Annotated in this window: 24 protein-coding genes and 1 pseudogene; 14 read left to right on the forward strand and 11 right to left on the reverse strand. The window is 63.1% G+C overall.

Annotated features, from left to right (window positions below; translation table 11 throughout):
• Nucleotides 1–14: 14 nt before the first annotated feature.
• The 3 genes from FJ953_RS22240 to FJ953_RS22250 form a co-directional block, all read right to left on the reverse strand.
• A complete protein-coding gene (locus tag FJ953_RS22240; protein ID WP_140625076.1) occupies nucleotides 15–1,136 on the reverse strand; it encodes a YcjF family protein in 1,122 nt (373 codons plus the stop codon).
• Nucleotides 1,133–2,611, reverse strand: coding sequence for a YcjX family protein (locus FJ953_RS22245; RefSeq protein WP_140625077.1), 1,479 nt, complete (start codon nucleotides 2,609–2,611; stop codon nucleotides 1,133–1,135). Before FJ953_RS22245 ends, FJ953_RS22240 begins: the two co-directional genes overlap by 4 nt.
• A gap of 62 nt (nucleotides 2,612–2,673) precedes the next feature.
• Nucleotides 2,674–3,177 carry a histidine phosphatase family protein gene (locus tag FJ953_RS22250; RefSeq protein WP_140498890.1) on the reverse strand — a complete coding sequence of 168 codons (504 nt, stop codon included), beginning with the start codon at nucleotides 3,175–3,177 and terminating at the stop codon, nucleotides 2,674–2,676.
• 271 nt (nucleotides 3,178–3,448) lie between these two features.
• On the opposite strand from FJ953_RS22250, the gene dksA reads away from it, so the two are divergent.
• On the forward strand, nucleotides 3,449–3,865 hold the full coding sequence (gene dksA / locus FJ953_RS22255) for an RNA polymerase-binding protein DksA (RefSeq protein WP_140498888.1): 417 nt from the start codon (nucleotides 3,449–3,451) through the stop codon (nucleotides 3,863–3,865).
• A 135-nt stretch (nucleotides 3,866–4,000) separates the two neighbouring features.
• On the opposite strand, the gene FJ953_RS22260 is transcribed toward dksA, so the two are convergent.
• Nucleotides 4,001–4,738 (reverse strand): flagellar biosynthetic protein FliO, encoded by a 738-nt coding sequence (locus tag FJ953_RS22260; RefSeq protein WP_181175042.1) that lies wholly within the window; start codon nucleotides 4,736–4,738, stop codon nucleotides 4,001–4,003.
• A gap of 244 nt (nucleotides 4,739–4,982) precedes the next feature.
• Between FJ953_RS22260 and FJ953_RS22265 the strand changes: the two genes are divergently transcribed.
• On the forward strand, nucleotides 4,983–7,559 hold the full coding sequence (locus tag FJ953_RS22265) for a response regulator (RefSeq protein WP_140515292.1): 2,577 nt from the start codon (nucleotides 4,983–4,985) through the stop codon (nucleotides 7,557–7,559).
• Nucleotides 7,560–7,614: 55 nt separating this feature from the next.
• Here FJ953_RS22265 and FJ953_RS22270 read toward each other — a convergent pair whose 3' ends face one another.
• Nucleotides 7,615–8,241 (reverse strand): TetR/AcrR family transcriptional regulator, encoded by a 627-nt coding sequence (locus tag FJ953_RS22270; protein WP_140498884.1) that lies wholly within the window; start codon nucleotides 8,239–8,241, stop codon nucleotides 7,615–7,617.
• Between the two features lie 49 nt (nucleotides 8,242–8,290).
• Here FJ953_RS22270 and FJ953_RS22275 point away from each other — a divergent pair, with 49 nt between their 5' ends.
• The 3 genes and pseudogenes from FJ953_RS22275 to FJ953_RS22285 all read left to right on the forward strand — a co-directional run bounded on the left by FJ953_RS22275 (nucleotide 8,291) and on the right by FJ953_RS22285 (nucleotide 10,300).
• Entirely contained in the window at nucleotides 8,291–9,133 is an 843-nt protein-coding gene (locus FJ953_RS22275; protein WP_140625078.1) for an oxidoreductase, read from the forward strand.
• 126 nt (nucleotides 9,134–9,259) lie between these two features.
• Nucleotides 9,260–9,418 (forward strand): annotated as a pseudogene (locus FJ953_RS22280) (transposase); the annotation flags it as partial.
• 159 nt (nucleotides 9,419–9,577) lie between these two features.
• Nucleotides 9,578–10,300 carry a DeoD-type purine-nucleoside phosphorylase gene (locus tag FJ953_RS22285; protein WP_140625079.1) on the forward strand — a complete coding sequence of 241 codons (723 nt, stop codon included), beginning with the start codon at nucleotides 9,578–9,580 and terminating at the stop codon, nucleotides 10,298–10,300.
• A gap of 70 nt (nucleotides 10,301–10,370) precedes the next feature.
• On the opposite strand, the gene FJ953_RS22290 is transcribed toward FJ953_RS22285, so the two are convergent.
• A complete protein-coding gene (locus FJ953_RS22290) occupies nucleotides 10,371–10,676 on the reverse strand; it encodes a ribbon-helix-helix domain-containing protein (RefSeq protein ID WP_140498878.1) in 306 nt (101 codons plus the stop codon).
• Between the two features lie 246 nt (nucleotides 10,677–10,922).
• On the opposite strand from FJ953_RS22290, the gene FJ953_RS22295 reads away from it, so the two are divergent.
• From FJ953_RS22295 to FJ953_RS22305, 3 genes are all read left to right on the forward strand, one after another.
• Nucleotides 10,923–11,318 carry a VOC family protein gene (locus tag FJ953_RS22295; protein ID WP_140498876.1) on the forward strand — a complete coding sequence of 132 codons (396 nt, stop codon included), beginning with the start codon at nucleotides 10,923–10,925 and terminating at the stop codon, nucleotides 11,316–11,318.
• A gap of 72 nt (nucleotides 11,319–11,390) precedes the next feature.
• Nucleotides 11,391–11,921, forward strand: coding sequence for a gluconate 2-dehydrogenase subunit 3 family protein (locus FJ953_RS22300; protein ID WP_140515296.1), 531 nt, complete (start codon nucleotides 11,391–11,393; stop codon nucleotides 11,919–11,921).
• Nucleotides 11,922–11,968: 47 nt separating this feature from the next.
• Complete coding sequence (locus tag FJ953_RS22305; RefSeq protein ID WP_140625080.1) at nucleotides 11,969–13,540, forward strand: GMC family oxidoreductase; 1,572 nt, start codon at nucleotides 11,969–11,971, stop codon at nucleotides 13,538–13,540.
• Nucleotides 13,541–13,606: 66 nt separating this feature from the next.
• On the opposite strand, the gene FJ953_RS22310 is transcribed toward FJ953_RS22305, so the two are convergent.
• On the reverse strand, nucleotides 13,607–14,005 hold the full coding sequence (locus tag FJ953_RS22310; RefSeq protein WP_140498872.1) for a hypothetical protein: 399 nt from the start codon (nucleotides 14,003–14,005) through the stop codon (nucleotides 13,607–13,609).
• A gap of 313 nt (nucleotides 14,006–14,318) precedes the next feature.
• On the opposite strand from FJ953_RS22310, the gene urtA reads away from it, so the two are divergent.
• The 6 genes from urtA to FJ953_RS22340 all read left to right on the forward strand — a co-directional run bounded on the left by urtA (nucleotide 14,319) and on the right by FJ953_RS22340 (nucleotide 20,503).
• Nucleotides 14,319–15,629, forward strand: coding sequence for an urea ABC transporter substrate-binding protein (gene urtA / locus FJ953_RS22315; protein ID WP_140498870.1), 1,311 nt, complete (start codon nucleotides 14,319–14,321; stop codon nucleotides 15,627–15,629).
• Nucleotides 15,630–15,735: 106 nt separating this feature from the next.
• A complete protein-coding gene (gene urtB, locus FJ953_RS22320; protein ID WP_140625081.1) occupies nucleotides 15,736–17,352 on the forward strand; it encodes an urea ABC transporter permease subunit UrtB in 1,617 nt (538 codons plus the stop codon).
• Nucleotides 17,349–18,578, forward strand: a complete 1,230-nt coding sequence (gene urtC, locus FJ953_RS22325) for an urea ABC transporter permease subunit UrtC (RefSeq protein WP_140625082.1) — start codon at nucleotides 17,349–17,351, stop codon at nucleotides 18,576–18,578. Before urtB ends, urtC begins: the two co-directional genes overlap by 4 nt.
• A gap of 6 nt (nucleotides 18,579–18,584) precedes the next feature.
• On the forward strand, nucleotides 18,585–19,331 hold the full coding sequence (gene urtD / locus FJ953_RS22330) for an urea ABC transporter ATP-binding protein UrtD (protein ID WP_140625083.1): 747 nt from the start codon (nucleotides 18,585–18,587) through the stop codon (nucleotides 19,329–19,331).
• Nucleotides 19,332–19,400: 69 nt separating this feature from the next.
• On the forward strand, nucleotides 19,401–20,096 hold the full coding sequence (gene urtE, locus FJ953_RS22335; protein WP_140557767.1) for an urea ABC transporter ATP-binding subunit UrtE: 696 nt from the start codon (nucleotides 19,401–19,403) through the stop codon (nucleotides 20,094–20,096).
• Nucleotides 20,097–20,326: 230 nt separating this feature from the next.
• Nucleotides 20,327–20,503 (forward strand): hypothetical protein, encoded by a 177-nt coding sequence (locus FJ953_RS22340; RefSeq protein ID WP_140498860.1) that lies wholly within the window; start codon nucleotides 20,327–20,329, stop codon nucleotides 20,501–20,503.
• Nucleotides 20,504–20,554: 51 nt separating this feature from the next.
• On the opposite strand, the gene FJ953_RS22345 is transcribed toward FJ953_RS22340, so the two are convergent.
• The 4 genes from FJ953_RS22345 to FJ953_RS22360 all read right to left on the reverse strand — a co-directional run bounded on the left by FJ953_RS22345 (nucleotide 20,555) and on the right by FJ953_RS22360 (nucleotide 23,540).
• Nucleotides 20,555–21,706, reverse strand: a complete 1,152-nt coding sequence (locus FJ953_RS22345) for a GGDEF domain-containing protein (protein ID WP_140498858.1) — start codon at nucleotides 21,704–21,706, stop codon at nucleotides 20,555–20,557.
• Nucleotides 21,707–21,818: 112 nt separating this feature from the next.
• Nucleotides 21,819–22,076: a hypothetical protein gene (locus FJ953_RS31010; RefSeq protein ID WP_140498856.1), complete on the reverse strand. Its 258-nt coding sequence runs from the start codon at nucleotides 22,074–22,076 to the stop codon at nucleotides 21,819–21,821.
• 138 nt (nucleotides 22,077–22,214) lie between these two features.
• The gene (locus FJ953_RS22355; protein WP_140525358.1) at nucleotides 22,215–23,027 is read right to left on the reverse strand and encodes a DUF72 domain-containing protein; all 813 of its coding nucleotides are present in this window, start codon (nucleotides 23,025–23,027) and stop codon (nucleotides 22,215–22,217) included.
• Nucleotides 23,028–23,060: 33 nt separating this feature from the next.
• Nucleotides 23,061–23,540 carry a GNAT family N-acetyltransferase gene (locus FJ953_RS22360; RefSeq protein ID WP_140625084.1) on the reverse strand — a complete coding sequence of 160 codons (480 nt, stop codon included), beginning with the start codon at nucleotides 23,538–23,540 and terminating at the stop codon, nucleotides 23,061–23,063.
• Nucleotides 23,541–23,556: the final 16 nt, after the last annotated feature.

Consider the following 23,556-nt stretch of genomic DNA (forward strand, 5'->3'; position numbering starts at 1 on the left):
GCCAGGTCGTTGGTTCACTTGCCAGGCGGGGTGTTCTCGCTTTCCTTCCTGCTTGCGAACGATGTCAGCGCGGACAGGAAATCACCCAGTCCCGGCCGTTTTGCCGCACTGAACGGCAGGGGGCGCGCCGTCTCCATCGCGGCGATGCCGATGCGCGCCGTCATCATGCCGTTGACGACGCCTTCGCCGAGCTTGGCGGAGAGGCGCGCGGCCAGGCCGTGGCCCACGATCTGCTGGACGAAACTGTCGCCGACGGCGATCGAACCGGTGACCGCCAGATGCGCCAGCACGCTGCGCGCCAGGCGAAAGAAACCCAGTGTTCCCGGCCGCCCGCCATAGAGTTCCGAAAGGCGCCGGATGAGGCGCCCGGCCTCGAACACGACATAGGCTACGTCGACGAGCGCACGCGGACTGACGGCCGTCACCAGCGACACGCGTTTGGCGGCTTCCAGGATCATGATCTTGGCCCTGGCGTCGAGAGGGCCAAGGATCTCCGCCTCAGCCAGACGCACCAGATTGGCGCCATCGATGATCTCGTCGCGCAGATCGGCCAGCGCGCGCCTGCCCGCAGCCGTTTCGGGTTTGGCCGCGACGAAGGCCGACAGCTCGTCGACCACCAATCGCGCCGCCTTGGGATCGTCGCGTGCAATCGCATCGAGCGCACGTTTCTGCAGCTTTTCGACCTCGGCAAGCCGGGCGATCGCCAGGAACTCGCGAGTCAGGATCACCACCAGCGCCAGCACGGCGACGGCAGCCATGCCGGCGGCCAGCCAACCCAACCACTCGGCGCGCGCGAACAGATCGCGAATGAGCTGATCGGTCCACAGGCCGATGGCCAGCGAAACCAGCACCCCGAACGCGCCGAAGAAGATGGAGCCAAGCAATGAACGTTTCCTGCGAGCGACCGCCGGCGGCGGTTCGGCAGCGACGATGTCCGGCTCGTCGAACACGTCGATCTCCGACGGGATGACCAGCGCGACATCGCTCTTCACCGCGCGGGGCTTGCGCTGTGTGTCGGTCTGGACACGGCGCGCCTCCGGCGCCCCGGCCTGGGCACGGCGCGCCTGCGCCGCGTCCTGCTGCGATGTGGCCTCCGGTTCGATGCGGAATGCCGCCGGCTTGCGGGGCGCGGTCATGCCAGATGGTCTCCGATCAGGAACTGCAAGGCACGGTCGAGCCGGATATGCGGCAGTGACAGCATGACGCCCTCGGCCGTGCGCTCGAGTTTTGGCGGGCGAAAACGCACGAAGCGGATCGCCGGGTCGGTATTGTCCTGCCTGTGCGCTCCCCCGGGAGCTTCGAAGACAGCATCAATTTTCTCCGGTAAATCACCGGGAAATATAGCTGTTTCAGCTTTCCCGTCAAAGGCGTCGCCATTGATCGTCTCGCCCGCGAGCGGTGTGCCGATGATGACCGGCAATGTCTCGCGGCCCTGTTTGACGGTGCCTTCCCGTGTTGCGCGCACCGCCGCCATGGCGACGACGTCGACGCCGGCGCCGGTGAAATTCGCCCGCGCCACGGCGCGGTCTGCCAGCCGCCGCACGATCGCCTGCAAGCGGTCATGGCTGTCGTGATGCAGGTGGTCGGCCTTGGTGGCGGCGATCAGGATACGATCGATGCGCCGCGAGAAAAGATCGGTGAGGAAGCTGCCGCGTCCAGGACGGAAACAGGCGAGGATCTCGGTCACCGCGCGCTCCAGGTCGGCCATGGCGCCGGGGCCGGCGTTCAGCGCCTGCATGGCGTCGATCAGCACGATCTGGCGGTCGAGCCGGGTGACGTGTTCGCGGAAGAAGGGTTTGACGACATGGGTCTTGTAGGCCTCGTAGCGCCTTTCCATCATCGCGTGCAGCGAGCCGCTGCGCGGGCGCTTGTCGCCCAGGCTGGCCAGAGGCGCGAAGGTCAATGCGGGCGAGCCTTCGAGATCGCCAGGCATCAAGAAACGGCCCGGCGGCAAAGTCGAAAGCGCCCGCTCGTCGAGCTTGCAGGCTTTGAGATAGGCGGCGAAATCCTCGGCCAGGCGGCGCGCCGTCATCTCCTCGGCATCGGCGTTCGGGTCGATCTCGGCCGATAGCGCCCGCCAGGCCCGCGACAGGTCCTCGCGCACCGGCAACGCAGCCATTTCAAGGGCTTCGCGCGAAAAATCGGCGAAGGATTTTCCGAGCAGCGGCAGGTCGAGCAGCCATTCGCCGGGATAGTCGACGATGTCGACCGACAGTTTTCCGGAGGAAAACATCCTGTTCCAGCCGGAAGCCGATTCATATTCGATGGTCAGCCGCAATTCGGAGATGGCGCGTGTCGAATCGGGCCAGACGCGGTCGTTCACCAAGGCGGCGATATGGTCCTCGTACTGGAATCGCGGCACCGCGTCGTCGGGCTGCTCTTCGAGGAAAGCGCGCGCGATGCGCCCGGATTTCTGCGCCTCGAACAGCGGCAGGCGCCCGCCATGAATAAGGTTGTGGACCAGCGCCGAGATGAAAACCGTCTTGCCCGCCCTGGAAAGGCCCGTGACGCCCAGCCGCAGCGACGGCGAAAATAGCCCGCTGGCGCGGCCCGAAAGCGTGTCGAGCGCAATTCTCGCCTCGTCGGTGAAAGTGGTCAGCGATGACGCCAAAATTGTCTCTCGATGCTGCGACAGGTCCGATATAGGCGTTGCCGTGCTGGTTTGAAATGGCGTCAGAGGTCAGCCGGCGTCAGGAATGCCTCGAGATAGCCGGCACCCTGGGCGGCCCCGGCAAGATCGCCGCTGAAGCGCACGACCGCCAGGCCCGAGGTCGGGAAACCATGATTGAGCATGGCGCGGGCGCTTTCCTCGCCATCGCCGGATACCGCCATGGCGAGATCCTCCGTCATCGGATTGTGGCCGACGAGCAGCATCGAACCCACCCCACCATTGTCCCGGATGAGGCTGAGGTACGCGGCCGCGTCCTCGCTGTAGAGCGCGTCGACGAACAGAACCCGGCCGGTGTCGGCCCGACCGGCCACGCCTTCCAGCGTCTCCTTCGCGCGCCGGGCTGTGGAGCAAAGCGTCAGATCGGGCACATAGGAGCGCGACCGCATGGCGATGCCCATCGCCTCCGCATCAGCGCGGCCGGACGCATCGAGAGGGCGATCGAAATCACGCATGCCGGGCAGCGCCCATCCGGCTTTGGCGTGCCTCAACAGATAAAGCCTGCTCACCCAACCTCCACCGTGCCAACAGCCCGAACCGTGCTGTGATTAGCCATAAGAACGGCGTGGCGCACAATGGCAGTCGTTTTTCGGACATGACGAATCATCAGCCGGCGGCCGCCAGTACGAAGGATCCGGTACCTAAGACCAGCCCGAATCACCTCAATCGCGCTCATCGAGGCAGACTAACAATTGCGTGAATCGGTAATCGATTGCGCTTGTGCAGGCGTTTGACCGCGAATATATAGGCGCCAAATTTGGGGCTGTTTGGGTGAGTCGAATGAACGATGCCGTTACCGCCGATTACGTACCCTCCGAAGACGAGCCGTTCATGAACGAGCGGCAGAAATCCTACTTCCGCTCAAAGCTCGTCACCTGGAAGAATGACATATTGCGCGAAGCGCGCGAAACCCTCGAAATCCTACAGCAGGAAAACGCCAATCATCCCGATCTAGCCGACCGCGCCTCTTCGGAAACCGACCGCGCCATCGAACTCAGGGCGCGCGACCGCCAGCGGAAACTCATTGCAAAGATCGATTCGGCCTTGCAGCGCATCGAGGAAGGCACTTACGGCTATTGCGAGGAGACTGGCGAACCGATCGCGCTGAAGCGGCTGGATGCCCGCCCGATTGCAACCTTGTCGATCGAAGCGCAGGAGCGCCACGAGCGCCGCGAGAAGGTCTATCGCGACGATTAGCCTGCGGTCTGCATTCAAGAAGATTTCAGCGATATCGCTCTCGAAATGGCCGGTTTTCCGGCCATTTCTTTTTTCAGAACCCGGGCGATGCGCGCAAAACCCCGATCGGTTTTTCGGACCGGGCGCAAGCGCTGCTCATCTTTTCTGGCTGGAGAGTTCGCCCAGAAGCCTAGTCATCTCGTCGTCGAGCGACGACGGTGTTTTTGCCACCGGCTTATTCGCCGGACTGCTCGAGCGGGGCTGGTCGAGCGAAACCTCGAGTTCCTTCATCAGCGTTTCATCGATGCTTTCCTGCCCCGGCGGTGGTGAAGCCGGCGGCGGGGCATGCCGGACGGCATTGACGTTTGCGGAGCCGTAGGAAGGCAGCGGCGTGACATTGGTCGGCTGATAACCCTGCGCCGCCGGCTTCGGCACCGGCTCCGGAGCGCGCTGGCGGGCGGGTGGCGCTGCACTCACCGGCTGCGGAGCAGGTGCCTGTCTCGCCGGCGCCGGGGTGGGCTGATGCGGACGCGGCTTTGCCACCGCGACAGGCTGCTGCGAACCGCCATCTCCGGTCAGCGCGGGACGGCGTGGCGCAGAAAGGCGGATGTCACGCTCGACGACGACATCGGTGGGGCCGCCGATCAAAAGCAGATGCTCGATGTCGTCGCGGCGCACCAGCACTAGGCGGCGATGGCTGTCGACGGCGGTGGCGTCCATGACCGCAAGCCGCGTCTTGCGGTTCCGGCCGCCCGCGACAAAGGTGCCGAAGGTCAGGTTGCGAACGAGTTTGACGATGATGAGGACGATAACCAGCAGGACCAGCGCCGCGAAGGTCCACAGCAGTGCCGCTACATAGCCGGGGCCCGCTACGCTATCCAGCCATTGCAGCATTGGTTCCCCCTGATCGGTTTGGAAGTGACGCGACACTAGACCGTTGCGGCGGGCTACCGCAAGTTGCCTTTCACGCTTCATGAACAGCTTGAAACACTGGAGGGCTGGCCGACGTCATTTTTATCTGACATTTGCCGCCCGGGCCTTTTCGGGACCAGGAGAATGTGATTCAACCCGACAGGGGCGGGCGTCGGCACACATTGCGGCGAGTATCGGAACACCGGACTTCAAGAGCAGGGGGCACATGGCCAAGGAAACGCGCGGCGATTTCTATCCGGTACCGATCGTCGATCAGAACACGCGGCCGGGCGCCGTTACCCGGCTCGTCATCTTCATTGCCGTCCTGACGGGGGCCGCGATCGTTTTCGGCCTGTTTCGCGAGCGGCTCGGCGACCCTTTCCTGCTGGGCATGCTCGGCGTGCTGGCGATGATCGGCGTCGGCTTCCTGTTCGCCACGGCGATCGGCTTCGTGCAGATCACTCCACGCTCGACGGGCGATGAACTGTCGAAGGCATTCGTCGATTCGATGTCGCAGGGCCTTCTGGTCACGGACACCAAGGGCCGCGTGGTCTATGCCAACCGCGCCTATGCCGACATGACCGGAGCCTCTTCCGCGGCCGACCTGAAGACGGTCGAAGGGCTGCTTTCGGATGTTCCGGAAGCTTCGGTCACTATCTACCGACTGGCCTCCGGCCTGCGTGACGGCCAGCCGGGCGACGGCGAGTTCCGGCTCGCGCAGTCGATCAAGCCTGGCGCTGAGCCAGGCGCGCGCTGGTATCGCGCCCGCGCCCGCGCTTTCAGCGTGCCGGGCCAGCGGCCGCCGATGCTCGCCTGGCAACTTGCCGACATTTCGCAGGAACGCGCCGAGCAGGAGCGTTTCTTCCTGGACCTGCAGAAGGCGATCGATCATCTCGACCACGCGCCCGCCGGCTTCTTTTCCGCCGACCAGGAAGGCCGCGTCACCTATATCAACGCCACGCTCGCCGAATGGCTGGGCATCGACCTTGCCAGCTTCACGCCCGGCGCCGTCTCCCTGCCGGAGATCGTCGCCGGCGACGGCATGGCGCTGGTGCGCTCGGTCAAGGCCGACCCCGGTACGACGCGCAACGCGGTCATCGATCTCGACCTCACGACAATGACGGGCGAGGCGCTGCCGGTGCGCTTCATGCATCGCGTTTCAGCCAGCCGCGAAGGCCTCAACGGTCCGACGCGCACGATCGTGCTCAACCGCACGCAAGGCGAGGACGCCTCGGCGGACCTGCGCGCTTCGGAAGTGCGGTTCACCCGCTTCTTCAACTCGACGCCGATGGCGATCGCCGGCGTCGACGCCAGCGGGCGCATCCTGCGCACCAATGCGCCGTTCCTTTCGCTGTTTTCGTCGGTCGTAGACCGGGACGCCGTCGACCGCCGCATGCGGCTCGACACGGTCATCCACGAACGTGACCGCCCGGCCTTTGCCGCGGCCTTCGAAAAGGCACGGCAGCGGCAGGCCGATATCGAGCCGATCGATACGCTCCTGCCCGGCAATGAGGAGCGCCACATCCGTTTTTACGTCAATGCGGTCGCCGACGGCACAGGCGGCGAGGGGGCCGAGGAGTCGGCCATCGTCTACGCCGTCGAGACGACGGAGCAGAAGGCACTCGAAGGGCAGATGGCGCAAAGCCAGAAGATGCAGGCCGTCGGCCAGCTTGCCGGCGGCATCGCACACGACTTCAACAATGTGCTGACCGCCATCATCATGGCGTCGGACCTGCTTCTGACCAATCATCGACCGTCGGACCCATCCTTCCCCGACATCATGAACATCAAGCAGAATGCCAACCGGGCAGCCTCGCTGGTGCGGCAGTTGCTGGCCTTTTCGCGCAAGCAGACGCTGCGGCCGGAAGTGCTGAACCTTACCGACGTGCTCGCCGATCTCAGGATGTTGCTCGCCCGTCTGGTCGGCAACGACATCAAGCTGAAGATCGACCACGGTCGCGATCTCTGGCCGGTCAAGGTCGATATCGGCCAGTTCGAGCAGGTGGTGGTCAACCTGGCGGTCAACGCGCGCGATGCAATGCCGGCGGGCGGCGACCTCACGGTGCGCACCCGCAATGTGACCGCCGAGGAGTGCAAGACCTTCCCCTATCGCGAACTCACCCCAGCGGACTATGTGGTGGCCGAGGTCGAGGACACCGGCAGCGGCATCGCGCCCGACGTGCTGAAGAAGATATTCGAACCGTTCTTCACCACCAAGGAGGTCGGCAAGGGCACCGGCCTTGGCCTGTCCATGGTCTACGGCATCATCAAGCAGACCGGCGGCTTTATCTTCTGCGATTCCGAGGTCGGCAAGGGTTCGGTCTTCCGCATCTTCCTGCCGCGCCACATCGCCGAGGCAAAGAAGGCAGGCGAACCCGGGGAAGCACCGGCAGCGGTGCCTGCCAAGTCGGCCGAGACAGGCAAGGATTTGTCCGGCTCGGCCACGGTGCTGTTGGTCGAGGACGAGGATGCGGTGCGCATGGGCGGCATGCGGGCACTGACCTCGCGCGGCTATACCGTGCACGAGGCGTCCTCCGGAGTCGAGGCGCTGGAAGTGTTCGAAGCGCTCGGCGGCAAGGTCGACATCGTGGTTTCGGATGTGGTGATGCCGGAGATGGACGGGCCGACGCTGCTCGGCGAACTGCGCAAGCGCCAGCCGGACATCAAGTTCGTCTTCGTGTCCGGCTATGCCGAGGATGCATTCGCCAGGAACCTGCCGGCGGACGCGCATTTCGGATTCCTGCCGAAACCGTTTTCGCTCAAGCAGTTGGCAACGATCGTCAAGGACATGCTGGAGTCTTAGGCCGTGAACCCATAAATCGGGAAATGGCCGAGATTGGTGGTTCCCGGAGGGCAGCTTAGGAGGCGGAATCGCCGAATAGCGGCCGTTCAGCAAATCCGAGCAGCAAGGTTTTTGCGATCTCTCGCGCCTTCGAGGCAAGCGCCTCATCCGGCAGTTCGCCGGCGGTCCAGAATGACAGGACCCCACGAAAGGCAAATGCGAGCTGCTCCGGCAAACTGCGCAGCGCCTCCTGCCTGCCGGCCGCGATCAAGCCTTCGCCCGCTCCAAGGGCCAGCGACCACAAGGTTGTGGAGTGCGCCAGGACCTTTCCGGGGGACGGGCCGGCCGTGCCGATCCATCCCATCACGGCCCGGTTTATCTCCGGCTCCTCCAACATCACCTCGACCGCGGTATCGATGGCCAACAGCACGCGGCCTGCGGCATCGGCAGGCGGTGACATCCCGGCAAAGCGCTGGGCCATCGTATCGATCCGCCGCCGCGAAAGGGCATGCATGATCGCGGCCTTGCTCCCGAACTGATTGAACGGCGTCGCGAAACTGACTCCGGCCTCGGTGGCGAGGTCGCGCATCGAGAAATCGGCCTTACCCTGTCGGAGCAGTCGCTCCGCCGCATCGATCACACGCCGGCGAAGCGGCTCACCCCGCGTGGCGGTCGGAGCAACCTTGGTCTTGTTTGGTGTCATGCTGTTATCTATATCATGATATAGTTTCAATCATAGCCCGGAGTGAACCATGACTTCCACCCCTAAGACATTCCTCATCACCGGTGTCAGCTCCGGGCTGGGGCGAGCATTTGCAAGAGGCGCGCTTGAAGCGGGCCATCGGGTGATCGGCACCGTGCGGCGGGAAGCCGACGCCGAGATCTTCGCCGCGCTCGCGCCCGATCGCGCCCACCCGCTCTTGCTGGACGTGACCGATTTCGAGACGGTCCCGGCGGCTGTCACCGCGGCGGAACGGCAGGCGGGTCTAATCGACGTGCTGGTGAACAACGCCGGTTACGGCCATGAGGGCGTGCTGGAGGAGTCCTCCCTGGACGATCTCCAGCGCCAGTTCGCCGCCAACGTCTTCGGGCCCGTCGCGATGATCAAGGCGGTGCTGCCGGGCATGCGCGAGCGGCGTCGCGGCCATATCATCAACGTCACGTCCATGGGCGGCTTCATCACCATGCCCGGGATCAGCTTCTATTGCGGAAGCAAATTCGCGCTCGAAGGCATTTCCGAAGCGCTCGGCAAGGAAGTAGCAGGCTTTGGAATTCGGGTGACGGCGCTCGCTCCCGGCCAATTCCGCACGGATTGGGCCGGACGCTCGATGGATCGCACGCCGCGCAGCATTGCCGACTATGACGCGGTCATGGACCCGATCCGCGCCGCGCGACAGGCCAAGAGCGGCAACCAACCGGGCGATCCGGCCAAGGCCGCGCAGGCGTTGCTCGTGCTGGTCGATGCCGCGAACCCGCCGGTACGGCTGTTCCTGGGCGACGACGCGCTGGGGCTGGTCGACCAGAAGCTCGACGCGATGCGGAGCGAAATCAGCGCGTGGGAGGAGCTTTCGCGATCAACCAGCTTCGCATCATGAGCGCTTGGAGTGCGTCGGCTGATGAAGACGCGCCGCGCGTCTTCATCAGCCTGCAATTGGGGCGGCCTGTGACCGCCGGCCGAACATCCCGCCGAAGAGCAACCAAGTGAAGCCTTGCTTCAGCGGCTCTATCGCGAGCGCAACCTGATCGAGCGGTTCTTCTCTGAGCTGAAGCACTTCTGGCGTGTCGCCACCCGCTACGACAAGCTCGCCGCCAACTTCCTCGCCATGGTCCAGCTCGCCTCAATGCGGCTGTGGCTCCGCGCTTGTGAGTCTACGTCCTAGAACAGTTCAGCTTTGATAGAGTCGCCGGCCGCTTTAACTCTTTGTTTTCGTGATATTGTCGTCCTGAAACGAAGTTTCCGTGTATTAGCGTTCCCGAATGCCTCTTGCGCAATACCGCGACAAGGCCATGATTGTGGATGAAACGGCAGGGACGAGCTGTTGACGCCACACATCGAAGCCAGCGAGGGTGACTACGCCGACATTGTGCTGTTGCCGGGCGACCCCCAGCGCGCCGAATGGATGGCCATGACATTCCTGGAGGCCCCACTCTGCATCAACCGCCGGCGCGGTGCCCTTGGCTTCACTGGCCTGTTTCGTGGTCAGCCGGTCAGCATCCAGGCGACCGGCATCGGCGTATCCTCCTTTCTGATCTATGCGCATGAGCTGCTGGACGGCTACGGTGTGCGGACTTTGATCCGTACCGGCACCTGCGGCGGGCTGACCGCTGAGGTAAAACTACGCAGCCTCGTCATCTCGCAATCGGTGCGGCCCGAAAGCGCCCGAAGCGGTCAGGTTTTCGGCCTCTATGACGCTGGAGCCGGGCCGGACCCGGCGCTGTTTGCTCGCGCATTGGCGAAGGCGGCCGAACTCGGCATCGACCATCGTGCCGGGCTGACGGCATGCAGCGACGTCTTCCACCATCCGCAGGGACGCGCCCGTTTTGCCGATGCGCAGGCAGCCGGCGCGCTGGCCGTGGACATGGAGACCAGTGCGCTCTATCGCATTTCCAGGCATTTCGGGGCCCGTGCGCTATCGATCTGCACGGTGGTCGACGATATCGACAGCGGCGAACAGACCCAATATGCGGAACGCCAGGATCTTTTTACCGACATGACGCGGCTGGCGCTGGAAATCGCCGCCGCCGATCGGCCCGGTGCGTGATAGGCCCGCCGAGCCGCCCCAGTTCCTGATGCATTCCGAACACAAAGCCGGGGGGCACTTTTCTGGATCTTCAGGCGGCTTCCCATTTCGGCGGCATCTGGTCTTCCATGCCCGGCCGGTGGCTGCGCAGATAGAGCGCGCAGGTGGTGCGCAGCATGGAGGCGAAGTTGGGAATCTCGCCATTGATCTCGATGGCCTCGTCATAGAGTTTCGAGATGAATTTCGGCGTCGTCAGGTCCTGGCTTTCGGCGATTTCGTCGAGCAGTGCCCAAAACGTCGCCTCAAGCTGGATGCTGGTCGAATATCCGTCGATGCGGATCGACCGGTTGATCTGACGATAACCTTCGGGGTCCTGGGCCGCAAATACCCTGCACATCCGACAACCTCCCACGTTCGTTGATTTTTGGCGTTGATTTTGGGTGGACAGATGCTTTTGCCGCCAGAGGCGACGCGGCCTTTGTCCCCGACAGCATTCTCCGGCAAAATCGGCTGAACAGCAATCGGACTTTCGTCCTTGCGATTGTCAGGCGAGTCGATCTTCGGAGCGTGGTAACCGGCTGCCACCATCTTTTGCCGTCGCCGCGCATAATCATCTTCGAAGCATCGAGTGGCGAGGACTGATTTGGCGAAGGCAATCCACACCATGATCCGGGTTCTCGACGAGACCCGCTCCGTCGATTTCTACAGAAATGCCTTCGGCCTCGATGTCGCCGAAAGGCTGGATTTCGACACGTTCACGCTCATCTACCTCAGCAATGCCGAGACGCAATTCGAAGTCGAACTGACCGTGAACAAGGGTCGGCAGGAGCCTTATGCGCTTGGCGATGGCTACGGCCATCTCGCGGTTTCGGTCGTCGATCTCGACGGCGAGCACGACCGGCTCGGCGCGCTCGGCCTCAACCCGAAGAAGATCGTCGAATTCAACCGTGACGGTTCGCTGATCGCACGCTTCTTCTTCATCGAGGATCCGGACGGCTACAGGATCGAGGTTCTGCAACGAGGAGGCAGGTTCCAGTAGAGATCGCGGCCGCGTGTGCGCGGCGCCAGCCAAGGCATCCCATGGATGCAACCAGCAAGCAGGGAGGAAAATATGGTCACGATCTATGAAAGCAGGCCCGGGCTTTCGCGGCGCGAGCTTCTGAAGCGCGGCGGCGTCGGAGCCTTGCTCGTCATTTCCGGCAGCGCGGTCATCAGCCCGGAACATGCCTGGGGCCTCGAAACGTCGGCGCTGAAGCCGGAGACGATGGCGACGCTGATCCAAATGGGGCGGGACGTCTACCCGCACGATCAGCTTCCCGACAAATATTACGCCATCGCGGTCAAGAGCCATGACGATCAGGCCGGCAAGGATGCCGCACATAGGGATCTCATCGAGAACGGCATCGCCGATCTCGACAAGAGGTCCGGCAAGGGCGGCTACCGGAACCTTGGTTGGGAGGATCAGCGTGTCGCAGTGCTGAAGCAGGTCGAAGCCACGCCTTTCTTCCAGGCGGTGCGCGGGGGCCTCGTCGTCAGCCTCTACAACCAGAAGGAGGTCTGGCCGGTCTTTGGCTATGAGGGCGAATCCTATTCCAAGGGCGGCTATATCGCGCGCGGCTTCGACGACATCGAGTGGCTCTGAGCCGCTCCTCTCGCCACCCAGCAAAATCGAAATCATGGGAGGAAACCATGGCAGCAGCATTTGATCTGAAAAACGACAATTTGGTCGTCATCATCGGCTCGGGAGCCGGCGGCGGCACACTTGGCAATGAACTCGCCCAGAAGGGCATCGACGTCGTGATCCTGGAGGCCGGCGCTCGCCACGAATTCGACGACTTCATCAATGACGAGTGGGACTCCTTTGCCCAACTCGCCTGGAAAGACAAGCGCACGACTTCGGGCGACTGGCGCGTAGCCAGGGATTTTCCGAACCTGCCGGCCTGGATCGTGAAATCGGTCGGCGGCTCGACCACGCACTGGGCCGGCGCTTCGCTGCGCTTCCAGGAGCATGAGTTCAAGACCGCCTCGACCTACGGCAAGGTGGAGGGCGCGAACCTGCTCGATTGGCCGGTGACACTGGCCGAGATGGAGCCCTATTACGCCAAGGCCGAAGCCAAGATGGGCGTCACCGGCACCAATGACTGGCCGAGGCTGCCGGGCAACAATAATTTCAAGCTGTTGAAGGCTGGCGCCGACAAGCTCGGCTACAAGGAATGCCACACCGGCAACATGGCGATCAATTCGGTCGAGCGTGACGACCGGATGTCCTGCCAGCAGACCGGCTTCTGCTTCCAGGGCTGCAAATGGGGCGCCAAATGGTCGACGCTCTACACCGAGATCCCGAAAGGCGAAGCGACAGGCCATCTCGAGGTGAGGCCGAACGCCATGGCCGTCAAGATCAACCATGACGCCTCGGGAAAGGTGACCGGCGTCGTCTATGCCGACAAGGACGGCAAGCTGCAGGAGCAGAAGGCCCGCATCGTCGCCGTCGCCGGCAATTCGATTGAAAGCCCGCGCCTGCTGCTCAATTCGGCTTCGAGCAAGTTCCCTGACGGCCTCGCCAATTCATCGGGGCAGGTGGGCAAGAACTACATGCGCCACACCACCGGCTCGGTCTATGCCATCTTCGACAAACCGGTGCACATGTATCGCGGCACCACGATGGCCGGCATCATCCGCGACGAGGCGCGGCATGATCCATCGCGCGGTTTCGTCGGCGGCTACGAATTCGAGACGCTTTCGCTCGGCCTGCCGTTTATGGCGGCCTTCCTCGATCCCGGCGCTTGGGGCCGCTCCTTCACCACCGCGCTCGACCACTACGACCACATGGCAGGGCTGTGGATCGTCGGCGAGGACATGCCGCGCGAAGAAAACCGCATCACGCTGCATGCCGACGAAAAGGACGAGCACGGCATGCCGATCGCCGATGTGCATTTCGACGATCATCCCAACGATACGGCGATGCGCGATCATGCCTACAAACAGGCCACGGCGCTCTACGATGCGGTTGGAGCGACGCGTACTTTCCCGACGCCGCCTTATCCTTCCACCCATAATCTCGGCACAAACCGGATGAGCGAGAAGGCGCCCGAAGGCGTCGTCAACAAGCACGGCCAGACGCACGACATCAATAACCTGTTCGTTTCCGACGGCAGCCAGTTCACGACAGGCGCGGCCGAGAACCCGACGCTGACGATCGTCTCGCTGGCGATCCGGCAGGCCGATTACATCGCCAGCCAAATGTCAGCGAGAAGCATCTAGTTCCACCTCCCGACTGCCTGCTGGCGCGGAGCCCCGACCGGGGTTCCGCGCCATTTTTCTCGACTTTCAGCCCTTGGTGCAGGTCGAGGCGGTGAAGGCGCCGTCGGGCTGTCTCATGATGATGTCGAACGAGGGCGGGCCCTGACCATCCAGAGTTGCCTGAGTGAGGGACAACGAGTTGCCGCCGGCGGTGTAGCCGCCGAGCGGTCCCAGCCAGGAGATCACCCCATTTGCGTCCATCTGGTAATTGTAGCCCTGCTGGGCGGTCCCGAAGGTGACTGGGCCGGTATAGACGTTTCCCTTGATGGTGATGTCGCCGAGGTTGAGGAACATGCCGAGCAGGTAGACCTCGCAATGATAAATGCCGTCGGGCATCTTGCCGTCGCTGAAGTCGGCTCGCGCCGCCCCGGTCGCCGCCGCCAGAAACAATAGGCCGGTAGAGATGCGTGAAATTCCGGATGCCATGACGTCGCTCGGTTGAGGGGCGAACTTGCCCCATTTGTGTGCCGTACCGCAATATTTGTCGCGTGCGGCCCGCGTCCGGAGATCAAAATCTAGGCATTTGGAGAAATTGGACGAAAATTAGGCAAAAACCGTGTGCGCTGCGCAAATTTCCCTCAACCAATTTTTAACCGGCCCTCACGCTTTCTCTAAGCACGATATGTCAATCCACTGATAATATTGAGCATTAACTCCTTCCACGAAACCCCCTCGGCGATTGGCATGGGGGTTGCTTCGTAGTGTTGCGTTGCAATCAATCAGCTTGGGAGTGTCAGGCATGAGGGGTAATTTCTCGACAATAACAAAAATGTTTTCGGCGGGCGTGGTCGCTGCCGGCCTGTCGATGTCGGCGCCCGCGAAGGCGGCCGACGACACGATCAAGGTCGGCATCCTCCATTCGCTGTCCGGCACGATGGCGATTTCGGAGACGACGCTGAAGGATGCCATGCTGATGCTCATCGACGAGCAGAATGCCAAGGGCGGCCTGCTCGGCAAGAAGCTCGAAGCGGTCGTCGTCGATCCGGCGTCCAACTGGCCGCTCTTCGCCGAGAAAGCGCGCGAGCTGATCTCCAAGGACAAGGTCGCGGCGGTGTTCGGCTGCTGGACCTCGGTGTCGCGCAAATCGGTGCTGCCGGTGTTCTCGGAACTCGACAACATCCTGTTCTATCCAGTCCAGTATGAGGGCGAGGAGAGCGAGCGCAACGTGTTCTATACGGGCGCGGCGCCGAACCAGCAGGCCATTCCGGCCGTCGACTATCTGATGAGCGAGGATGGCGGCTCGGTGAAGCGATGGGTGCTGGAAGGCACCGACTATGTCTATCCCCGCACCACCAACAAGATCCTCGAGGCCTATCTGAAGGCCAAGGGCGTCGCGGCGGAAGACATCATGGTCAACTACACGCCGTTCGGTTTCTCGGACTGGCAGACCGAAGTCTCGGCAATCAAGAAGTTCGGTTCGGCCGGCAAGAAGACCGCCGTCGTCTCCACCGTCAACGGCGACGCCAACGTGCCGTTCTACAAGGAACTGGGCAACCAGGGCATCAAGGCCGAGGACATCCCGGTCATGGCCTTCTCGGTCGGCGAGGAGGAGCTTGCCGGTCTCGACACGGCGCCGCTGGTCGGCCATCTCGCCGCCTGGAACTACTTCGAGAGCGTCGACACGCCCGAGAACAAGAAGTTCATCGCCGACTGGCACAAGTTCATCAAGAACGACAAGCGCACCACCAACGACCCGATGGAGGCCCACTATATCGGCTTCAACATGTGGGTGAAGGCGGTCGAGAAGGCCGGCACCACCGATCCGGACAAGGTGATTGACGCCATGGTCGGCGTCTCGGTGCCGAACCTGACCGGCGGCTATTCGACGATGATGCCGAACCATCACATCACCAAGCCGGTGCTGATCGGTGAAATCCAGGCCGACGGCCAGTTCGAGACGGTCTCGCGCACGCCGGGGCTGGTGATGGGCGACGAGTGGTCGGATTACCTGCCCGACTCCAAGGACTTGATCTCCGATTGGCGGGCGCCTCTGTCCTGCGGCAACTTCAATGTCGCCACCGGCAAATGCGGCGGCAAGGGCACAAACTGATTCTCCCGGGCTGGACCTTCAGGTCCATGCCCATGACCGCGAGCGTCCGGACGGTTCCTTCGCCGTCCGGACGTCCAACTCAACCCTGAAGAGTCGCCTGACGCCGATGAACCTTTTCCGCGCACTTGGCCTGACACTGCTGTTCTGGCTGGCGACGCTGTCGTCGTCGGGCGCCGGCGAAGCCGATCTGCGTGGCATCATCGCCAAGTTTGCCGCCGCCAAGGGTTTTTCGGAGACGGGAGCTGTCGTTCACGACCTGGCGGCGACCGGCGATCCGGCAGTGGAGCGGCCTCTTGCGGCACTCGCCGATGGCAATCTTTACATCCGCAAGATCGATTCCCTGGTCTTCGTCGGCAAGGAAGGCGGCGAACGGGTCCAGCTTTTCGACCCGCTGAGCGGTGAGCCATCCGGTGAAGCAGCCAAGGACGACATCACCAAGATCAAGGTCAACAACACGCTGCGCCGCACCATCCGCGATGCGCTGGGCACGCTGACGCTTGGCGCCAAGGATCCGGCCGTGCGGCTCGCCGCCGCCGACACCATGTTCAAGACGCCCGATGCCGCAAACATCGAGCCGCTCGACGCTGCGATCGCCAATGAGACGGTCGCCAGTGTCAAGACCTTGCTGCAACAGGCTCGTGCCGCGTCGATTCTGAGCTCGGATCGGCCTGATGCCGACAAGCTCGCGGCAATCGCCCTGATCGGCGCGCGCGGCGACCGCGATGCGGTATCGCTGCTCACCTCGGCAGGGGCCAATGCCTTGGGCGCAGTGAAGGAAGCGGCGACGGCGGCTATCGCCAACATCAATTCGACGCTGGCCCTGTGGGACGCCGGACAGAACATCTGGTACGGCATTTCGCTGGGCTCGGTGCTGCTGCTGGCAGCGATCGGGCTTGCCATCACCTTCGGCGTCATGGGCGTCATCAACATGGCGCATGGCGAGATGGTGATGCTCGGCGCCTACACGACCTTCGTCGTCCAGCAGGTGATCCGCACGTCGTTTCCCGGCCTGTTCGACTGGTCGCTGGTCATCGCGCTGCCACTTGCCTTCCTGGTCTCGGGGCTTGTCGGCCTCGCCATCGAGCGCGGCATTATCCGCTTCCTCTACGGCCGGCCGCTGGAGACGCTGCTGGCGACATGGGGCGTTTCGCTGATCCTGCAGCAGGCAGTGCGTTCGATCTTCGGGCCGACCAACCAGGAGGTCGGCAATCCCTCCTGGATGTCGGGTTCGTTCGATGTCGGCCAGCTTGCCATCACCTGGAACCGGCTCTGGATCCTGGTCTTCGCGCTTAGCGTCTTTGCCGTGCTGCTCTATGTGATGAAGCGCACCCCCTGGGGCCTACAGATGCGCGCCGTCACCGCCAACCGCCGCATGGCCGCCTCTATGGGCATCAGGACGCCATGGGTCGACGCGCTGACCTTCGCGCTCGGCTCCGGCATTGCCGGCATTGCCGGCGTGGCGCTCAGCCAGATCGACAATGTCTCGCCCAATCTCGGCCGCGGCTACATCATCGACAGTTTCATGGTCGTCGTCTTCGGCGGCGTCGGCAATCTGTGGGGCACGCTGGTCGGCGCCTTTTCGCTGGGCATCGTCAACAAGTTCCTCGAACCCTATGCCGGCGCCGTGCTCGGCAAGATCGTCGTGCTGGTGCTGATCATCCTGTTCATCCAGAAGCGCCCGCGCGGCCTGTTCGCGCTCAAGGGCAGGGCGGTGGAAGCATGATGTCGGGACGCTTCTTCGCCGCGGGCGCGGACCGCCGCATCGCCATCACCATCCTCATTCTGCTGGCGGCGGCCATCATCGTGCCGCTGCTCAACCTTGCGGTATTACCGACGAGCGCCTTCTACATTCCGCCCTATATCGTGGCGCTGACCGGCAAATATCTCTGCTACGCGCTGCTGGCACTCGCGCTTGATCTTGTCTGGGGCTATTGCGGCATCCTTTCGCTCGGCCACGGCGCCTTCTTCGCGCTCGGCGGCTACGCGATGGGCATGTATCTGATGCGCCAGATCGGCTCGCGCGGCGTCTATGGCAACCCGGTCCTGCCTGATTTCATGGTGTTCCTGAACTACAAGGAACTGCCCTGGTTCTGGACCGGCTTCGACCATTTCTGGTTCGCCGGCCTCATGGTGCTTGCGGTACCCGGCCTGCTTGCCTTCGTCTTCGGCTGGTTCGCCTTCCGCAGCCGCGTCACAGGCGTCTATCTCTCCATCATCACACAGGCGATGACCTATGCGCTGCTGCTCGCCTTCTTCCGCAACGACATGGGCTTCGGCGGCAACAACGGCTTGACCGATTTCAAGGACATTCTGGGCTTCAACGTCCAGGCCGACGTGACCCGCTCGGCGCTGTTCGCGGCCAGCGCGGTGATGCTTGCGCTCGGCGTCTTCGTCACCTGGGCGATCGTCGGCTCCAAATACGGCAAGCTGCTGATGGCGGTGCGCGATGCCGAAAGCCGCACCCGCTTCCTCGGCTGGCGGGCTGAGAATGTGAAGTTGTTCGCCTTCACGGTTTCAGCTGTCACGGCCGGCGTCGCGGGCGCGCTTTACGTGCCGCAGGTCGGCATCATCAATCCGGGCGAATTCGAACCCTCCAATTCGATCGAGGTGGTGATCTGGGCCGCGGTCGGCGGGCGCGGCACCATCATCGGGCCGATCATCGGTGCGCTGCTGGTCAACGCCGGAAAATCCTGGTTCACCGGCGTGCTGCCTGAACTGTGGCTGTTCGCACTCGGCGGCGTGTTCGTCGCCGTGACGCTGCTCTTGCCGAAAGGCATCATCGGCATGTGGGATAGCTGGCGCGGCAACGCCAAGGCGCTGCGCGCGGCATCGTTGGCCGAGGAGGCCGGCGCCGATGGTGAAATCGCGCCGTCCAAAGTCGTGCAGGCGGCGGCCAGAACACCCGGCGAATGGTCCTCGTCCAGCCTCGAACCACAGCCGGCGGAGTAACGAGCGATGTCGAAGTCGAACACCATTCTCTATCTCGACGGCGTCTCGGTTTCCTTCGACGGCTTTCGCGCCATCAACAATCTGTCGCTGGTGCTCGACAAGGGCGAGATGCGCGCCATCATCGGCCCCAACGGCGCCGGCAAGACCACGATGATGGACATCGTCACCGGCAAGACACGGCCCGACGAGGGCGAGGTGTTCTTCGACGGCCAGGTCGATCTCACCCGCCATGACGAGGCCGAGATCGCCATGATGGGCATTGGCCGCAAATTCCAGAAGCCGACGGTTTTCGAAAGCCACACCATCGAGGAAAATTTGATGCTGGCGCTGAAGGGGCCGCGCTCGATCTTCCCGGCGCTGTTCCATCGACGCTCGCCCGCCGAGACGCGGCGGATCGATGACATCCTCGGGACCATCCGGCTCGGCGACAAACGCGACGAGCTCGCCGCCTATCTCAGCCATGGGCAGAAGCAGTGGCTGGAGATCGGCATGCTCCTGGCGCAGGACCCGAAGCTGCTGCTGGTCGACGAGCCGGTCGCCGGCATGACCGACGCCGAAACCGAGGAAACCGCGCGCCTGCTCAAGGAGATCGCCCGCGACCATTCAGTGATCGTCGTCGAGCATGACATGCATTTCGTGCGCGAGCTCGGCGTCAAGGTCACCTGCCTGCATGAGGGCTCGGTGCTTTCAGAAGGCACGCTCGATTTCGTATCTGCCGATGAACGCATCGTCGAAGTCTATCTGGGGAGATGAGCATGGTTTGGCGGGTGCAATTCCATCGCTTCGATCTTGCCTTCCTTCGGTTCTGGAGAAGGCGCTGACATGCTCGAAGTTTCCGATGCCACGCTCCACTACGGCGCCGCCCAGGCGCTGCGCGGCGTGTCGCTCAAGGCGGGCGCCGGCAAGATCACTTGCGTGCTCGGCCGCAATGGCGTCGGCAAGACCAGTTTGATGAGATCGATCGTCGGCCACCACAGGCTGACGAGCGGAAGCGTTGCCTTCGAGGGGAAGGCGCTCGACCGGAGCGCGGCGTATGACCGCGCCCGGTCGGGCATCGCATTCGTGCCGCAGGGCAGGGAGATCTTTCCGCTGCTCAGCGTGCGGGAAAACCTCGAATCGGGATTCTCGCCCCTGAAACGGGCCGACCGCAACGTGCCGGCGCATGTCTTCGAATTGTTTCCGGTGCTCAAGCAGATGCTTGGCCGCCGCGGCGGCGATCTCTCCGGCGGCCAGCAGCAGCAGCTCGCCATCGGCAGGGCGCTGGTGATGCGGCCCAAGCTTCTGGTGCTCGATGAGCCGACGGAAGGTATCCAGCCGTCCGTTATCAAGGACATCGGCCGCGCCATCCGCTATTTGCGCGACCAGGCCGGCATTGCGGTTCTTCTCGTGGAGCAATATCTCGACTTCTGCCGCGAACTCGCCGACGAGGTCAACATCATGGACCGCGGCCAGATCGTCCATACTGGTCCTGCCGAAGATCTCGACCGGGCGGATGTCAGGAAGTTCCTGACGGTGTAAATCCATCTCCTGATGAAAGATTGCTCAATCTTTCTTCAACACCCGCTGGCACGCTCAATACTACATGCTAGTCTTCTGATGGCTTTGTGAGTCGGCCGCTTCCGTATCAGTCTGGTTTGTCGCAGATCGAGGTGGGCGACGGGCAAGTTCCGCGCAAGCATGCGTTCCTAGCATCCTCCCTGCGATCTCTGTCGTTCAACGCGTTTGGGCATACAGGCCAAGGGGCAGCCATGGAACGTTACGTCGAGGACTACCAGAAGCGGCGGCTCACAGAGCGCGTCGACATCATCACAGCCATCAACATTCTGAAGTCCCAGGGCTATGACCACGACGAGCTGATCGAGGAGATCACCAAGGTCTTCTATGTCGACCTCGATGCCTTCAATGAAATTGTCATGGCGGCGTAAAAGCCGCATTCGGCCATTCAACAATGATGGGCACGGCATTGATGCGCTTGGTCAGCTAGCGCGCCGGAATGGAGAGGCGGTGACGCGGTTGCGGCCGCCGCGCTTGGCGGCATAGAGCGCCTTGTCGGCGGCGCTGAGCACCTTGTCGAAGCTCAGGCCCTCTTTGGTGCCGAAAGCAAAGCCGGCGCTGACGGTGCACGTCAGGGGACCGTTCTCGGTGTCGATGCGGCGCGCGGCGAATGAGGTTCGTATCGCCTCGGCCGTGTTTTCCACTGTTTCGGGCAAAGTCCGCTTCAACACCACCGCGAACTCCTCGCCGCCCATGCGCGCGGCGACATCGGTGGGGCGAAGGTTGCCGGCAAGCTCCTTGGCGAACACTTTCAGCACCTCATCGCCCGTCGCGTGGCCGAACTGGTCGTTGATGGCCTTGAAGCTATCGAGGTCGAACACGACCACGGCGGTGAAGGCGCCGACGGGAGAATCGCCAAAGAGGTCGAACAGCGCGCGGCGGTTGAGCAGCCCGGTCAGCTGATCCGTCAGCGCGTTGCGGCGATGATGCCCCGCCAGACGCCCCTGGTTGAGGGCCAGCGACAAGGCGCCGATGCCGGTCATGCTGGCGATGACGACGATGAGGCTGAGATCCTCGGCCCAGTTCGTCGGCGCATGGCTCAGGATCAGCTTGCCGTCCCATGCCAAAACCGTCGCGCAGAGCAGGAAGGACATGGCGGTCGCTGAATAGAGTGCGGCGGCGCCGATGGTAAGCGCTGGGGCCTCGGCGCGGCCCTTCCAGTATTCGGCGGCGGTTGCGAACAGGAGCAGGGCCGCGAACAGATTCTCGAACATGAAGCCGAGCCCGTCATAGCCGAGAGCCATGGGCGGCAGCGCCACTGCCAGCGAAATGCCGCTGCCGATCAAAACCCTGGGGATCGGCGAGCCGCCGCTTCTGAATTGGTATGCGGCGCCCAGCATCATGGAGAAGCCGACCAGCAGCAAGGTGAAGGTGGCGATGCCGAGGCCGCGCCTGGGCGCGTCGATATAGGCGTCATAGGTGAAGACCTCGCCCACCACCAGCATGGCGCTGAGCGCCCAGGTGAGCAGGAACTTGTCGGTGCGGGCGGTGAGCCATGTGCCGAACAACGTCAGGCTCAGGCAGGCAGCGGAGAAACCGACCGCCAGCAGAAGTGAGTTGTAGTCGAGCGACATGCCCCTCGTTCCTTGCCCGCGACGACCCTGCAGCCTGACGTTGCTGGAGTCATGACGCAAGGAAGTGTCGATAAGGTTACGATCGCGGCGAAAAAGCCAAGCTTGCACGGCGTTAGAGGACTACCGCCGACAGGAGCAGAACGGCACCGACCGCCATCATCAGCAGACCCGGCCAATTCTGTGACACGCCTAGGAAACCGAGGCCGCGGCGGCGTGGCTCAAGCGTCGGGGCCTGCGTTGCGAGATTTGGCATCCGTCGATCCGAAGCTGCAGGTGCCGGATCGCTGAGCCGTCCACGCCTGAGAGCTGCGCCCGCCGTATACACAACGCCGGCGACGATGAGAAACGCACCGATAAGGATGACAGCCATCCTTCCTCGCTTTTCTGGCGGTTTTCCCGCGCGGGAACCCGCCACCAAGGCAAAACGATGATGACGCCTTGAGGTTCCGACAGAGGCTGTTGACGCCGGCAATTCATGCAAATGGAGATAGCCGCAGAGGCTTGCCGCTTAGCTGGTTTCTGTCACTCGCTTCATCAGCGCCATGGCGCCGAAGGGCGCGCGCACCTTGCCCTCGGTGATGAAGTAGACGAACACGTCGCGCGGTTGCACCGGCGCGTCGGTGGCAGGGTCGGCGCGCCGCAAATCGGCCGGCTGCTTGCCTTCCGCCCAGACCTTGGCCCGCGCCGCCCATTCATCGAGGCCTTTTGGCGTGTAGCAGTCGGGATTGTCATCCGAGCCGGTCTGCAGCCGCGCATAGATGAAATCGCCGGTGATATCGGCGATATCAGGATATTTTGCGTGATCGGCATAGACGATGGCCGCCTTGTATTTGCGCGCGAGCGCCGGGAATTCCGGCACGATGAAACTGTCGTTGCGAACTTCGAGCGCGTGGCGCAACGCGATACCGTCTTGGCTTTCCGGCAACAACTTCAGAAACGCCTCGAAATCGTCGGGATCGAATTTCTTGGTCGGCGCGAACTGCCAAAGGATCGGTCCAAGCTTGTCGCCCAGCGCGGCGACGCCGGAGCCAAGGAAACGCATCATCGATTCACCTGCTTCGCCCAGCACGCGGCGGTTGGTGACGAAGCGGTTGCCCTTCAGCGAATAGACGAAACCGTCGGGTGCCTCATTGGCCCATTTGACGAAGGTCGGTTCCTTGAAGCTGGAATAATAGGTGCCGTTGACCTCGATGCTCGGTACCTGCCGGCTGGCGTATTGCAACTGCTTGGCCTTGGGGAGTTTTTCCGGGTAGAAGGACGTGTCCCACGGCTCGAAGGTCCAGCCGCCCATGCCGGCGCGGATCGTTCCCGATTTGCTCATTGTCGTCCTCCCGTTTCAGAAATCTGGCCGCGTTCAGAAAAACCAGGCCGCCGTGACCTCGTCGACCGGCTTGGCCATGTCGACGAGCACCCATCCTGGCCGGTAGGGATTGGGCCGGCGACCCGTTTCGCGATAGCCGTAGGCCAAATAGAGCGCGATGTTGCGCTCCATTTTCGCATTGGTGTAGAGCCGCACCTCCGGCACGCCCCACAGGCGCGCCTGCTGATCCGCATGTTTCAACAATGCGATGCCGAAGCCCTTGCCCTGAAATCCTGGCGCCACCGCGACGGAGAAGATCATCGCGTGGTCTTCGTGCCGCTCCAGGACGATCAGCCCGGCCAGGTCGCCGCCGCTCTCCAGCAGCCAGGCCTCGCCGCGTTCGATGCGCGGCGCATAGTCTTCGGTGACCGGGATCGGCGGCGCGCCCAACAGCGCGGTGTAGGGCGCGTAGGCATCCGTGGTCAGAGTCATGACGGCGGTGACATCCGGGGCGAGGGCTTTCCTGATCTTCATTCCGGAGGTTCCCAAT

The sequence above is a fragment of the Mesorhizobium sp. B2-3-6 genome, assembly GCF_006442305.1.
Taxonomy (GTDB): Bacteria; Pseudomonadota; Alphaproteobacteria; order Rhizobiales; family Rhizobiaceae; genus Mesorhizobium.

Excerpts from the sequence above, each read along its gene's own strand:
- FJ953_RS22240 (WP_140625076.1), bottom strand. The coding sequence starts at position 1,136 with ATGACCGCGCCCCGCAAGCCGGCGGCATTCCGCATCGAACCGGAGGCC.
- dksA (WP_140498888.1), top strand. The coding sequence starts at position 3,449 with ATGAACGATGCCGTTACCGCCGATTACGTACCCTCCGAAGACGAGCCG.
- FJ953_RS22260 (WP_181175042.1), bottom strand. The coding sequence starts at position 4,738 with ATGCTGCAATGGCTGGATAGCGTAGCGGGCCCCGGCTATGTAGCGGCA.
- FJ953_RS22265 (WP_140515292.1), top strand. The coding sequence starts at position 4,983 with ATGGCCAAGGAAACGCGCGGCGATTTCTATCCGGTACCGATCGTCGAT.
- FJ953_RS22270 (WP_140498884.1), bottom strand. The coding sequence starts at position 8,241 with ATGACACCAAACAAGACCAAGGTTGCTCCGACCGCCACGCGGGGTGAG.
- FJ953_RS22275 (WP_140625078.1), top strand. The coding sequence starts at position 8,291 with ATGACTTCCACCCCTAAGACATTCCTCATCACCGGTGTCAGCTCCGGG.
- FJ953_RS22290 (WP_140498878.1), bottom strand. The coding sequence starts at position 10,676 with ATGTGCAGGGTATTTGCGGCCCAGGACCCCGAAGGTTATCGTCAGATC.
- FJ953_RS22300 (WP_140515296.1), top strand. The coding sequence starts at position 11,391 with ATGGTCACGATCTATGAAAGCAGGCCCGGGCTTTCGCGGCGCGAGCTT.
- FJ953_RS22305 (WP_140625080.1), top strand. The coding sequence starts at position 11,969 with ATGGCAGCAGCATTTGATCTGAAAAACGACAATTTGGTCGTCATCATC.
- FJ953_RS22310 (WP_140498872.1), bottom strand. The coding sequence starts at position 14,005 with ATGGCATCCGGAATTTCACGCATCTCTACCGGCCTATTGTTTCTGGCG.
- urtA (WP_140498870.1), top strand. The coding sequence starts at position 14,319 with ATGAGGGGTAATTTCTCGACAATAACAAAAATGTTTTCGGCGGGCGTG.
- urtB (WP_140625081.1), top strand. The coding sequence starts at position 15,736 with ATGAACCTTTTCCGCGCACTTGGCCTGACACTGCTGTTCTGGCTGGCG.
- urtC (WP_140625082.1), top strand. The coding sequence starts at position 17,349 with ATGATGTCGGGACGCTTCTTCGCCGCGGGCGCGGACCGCCGCATCGCC.
- urtD (WP_140625083.1), top strand. The coding sequence starts at position 18,585 with ATGTCGAAGTCGAACACCATTCTCTATCTCGACGGCGTCTCGGTTTCC.
- urtE (WP_140557767.1), top strand. The coding sequence starts at position 19,401 with ATGCTCGAAGTTTCCGATGCCACGCTCCACTACGGCGCCGCCCAGGCG.
- FJ953_RS22340 (WP_140498860.1), top strand. The coding sequence starts at position 20,327 with ATGGAACGTTACGTCGAGGACTACCAGAAGCGGCGGCTCACAGAGCGC.
- FJ953_RS22345 (WP_140498858.1), bottom strand. The coding sequence starts at position 21,706 with ATGTCGCTCGACTACAACTCACTTCTGCTGGCGGTCGGTTTCTCCGCT.
- FJ953_RS31010 (WP_140498856.1), bottom strand. The coding sequence starts at position 22,076 with ATGGCTGTCATCCTTATCGGTGCGTTTCTCATCGTCGCCGGCGTTGTG.
- FJ953_RS22355 (WP_140525358.1), bottom strand. The coding sequence starts at position 23,027 with ATGAGCAAATCGGGAACGATCCGCGCCGGCATGGGCGGCTGGACCTTC.
- FJ953_RS22360 (WP_140625084.1), bottom strand. The coding sequence starts at position 23,540 with ATGAAGATCAGGAAAGCCCTCGCCCCGGATGTCACCGCCGTCATGACT.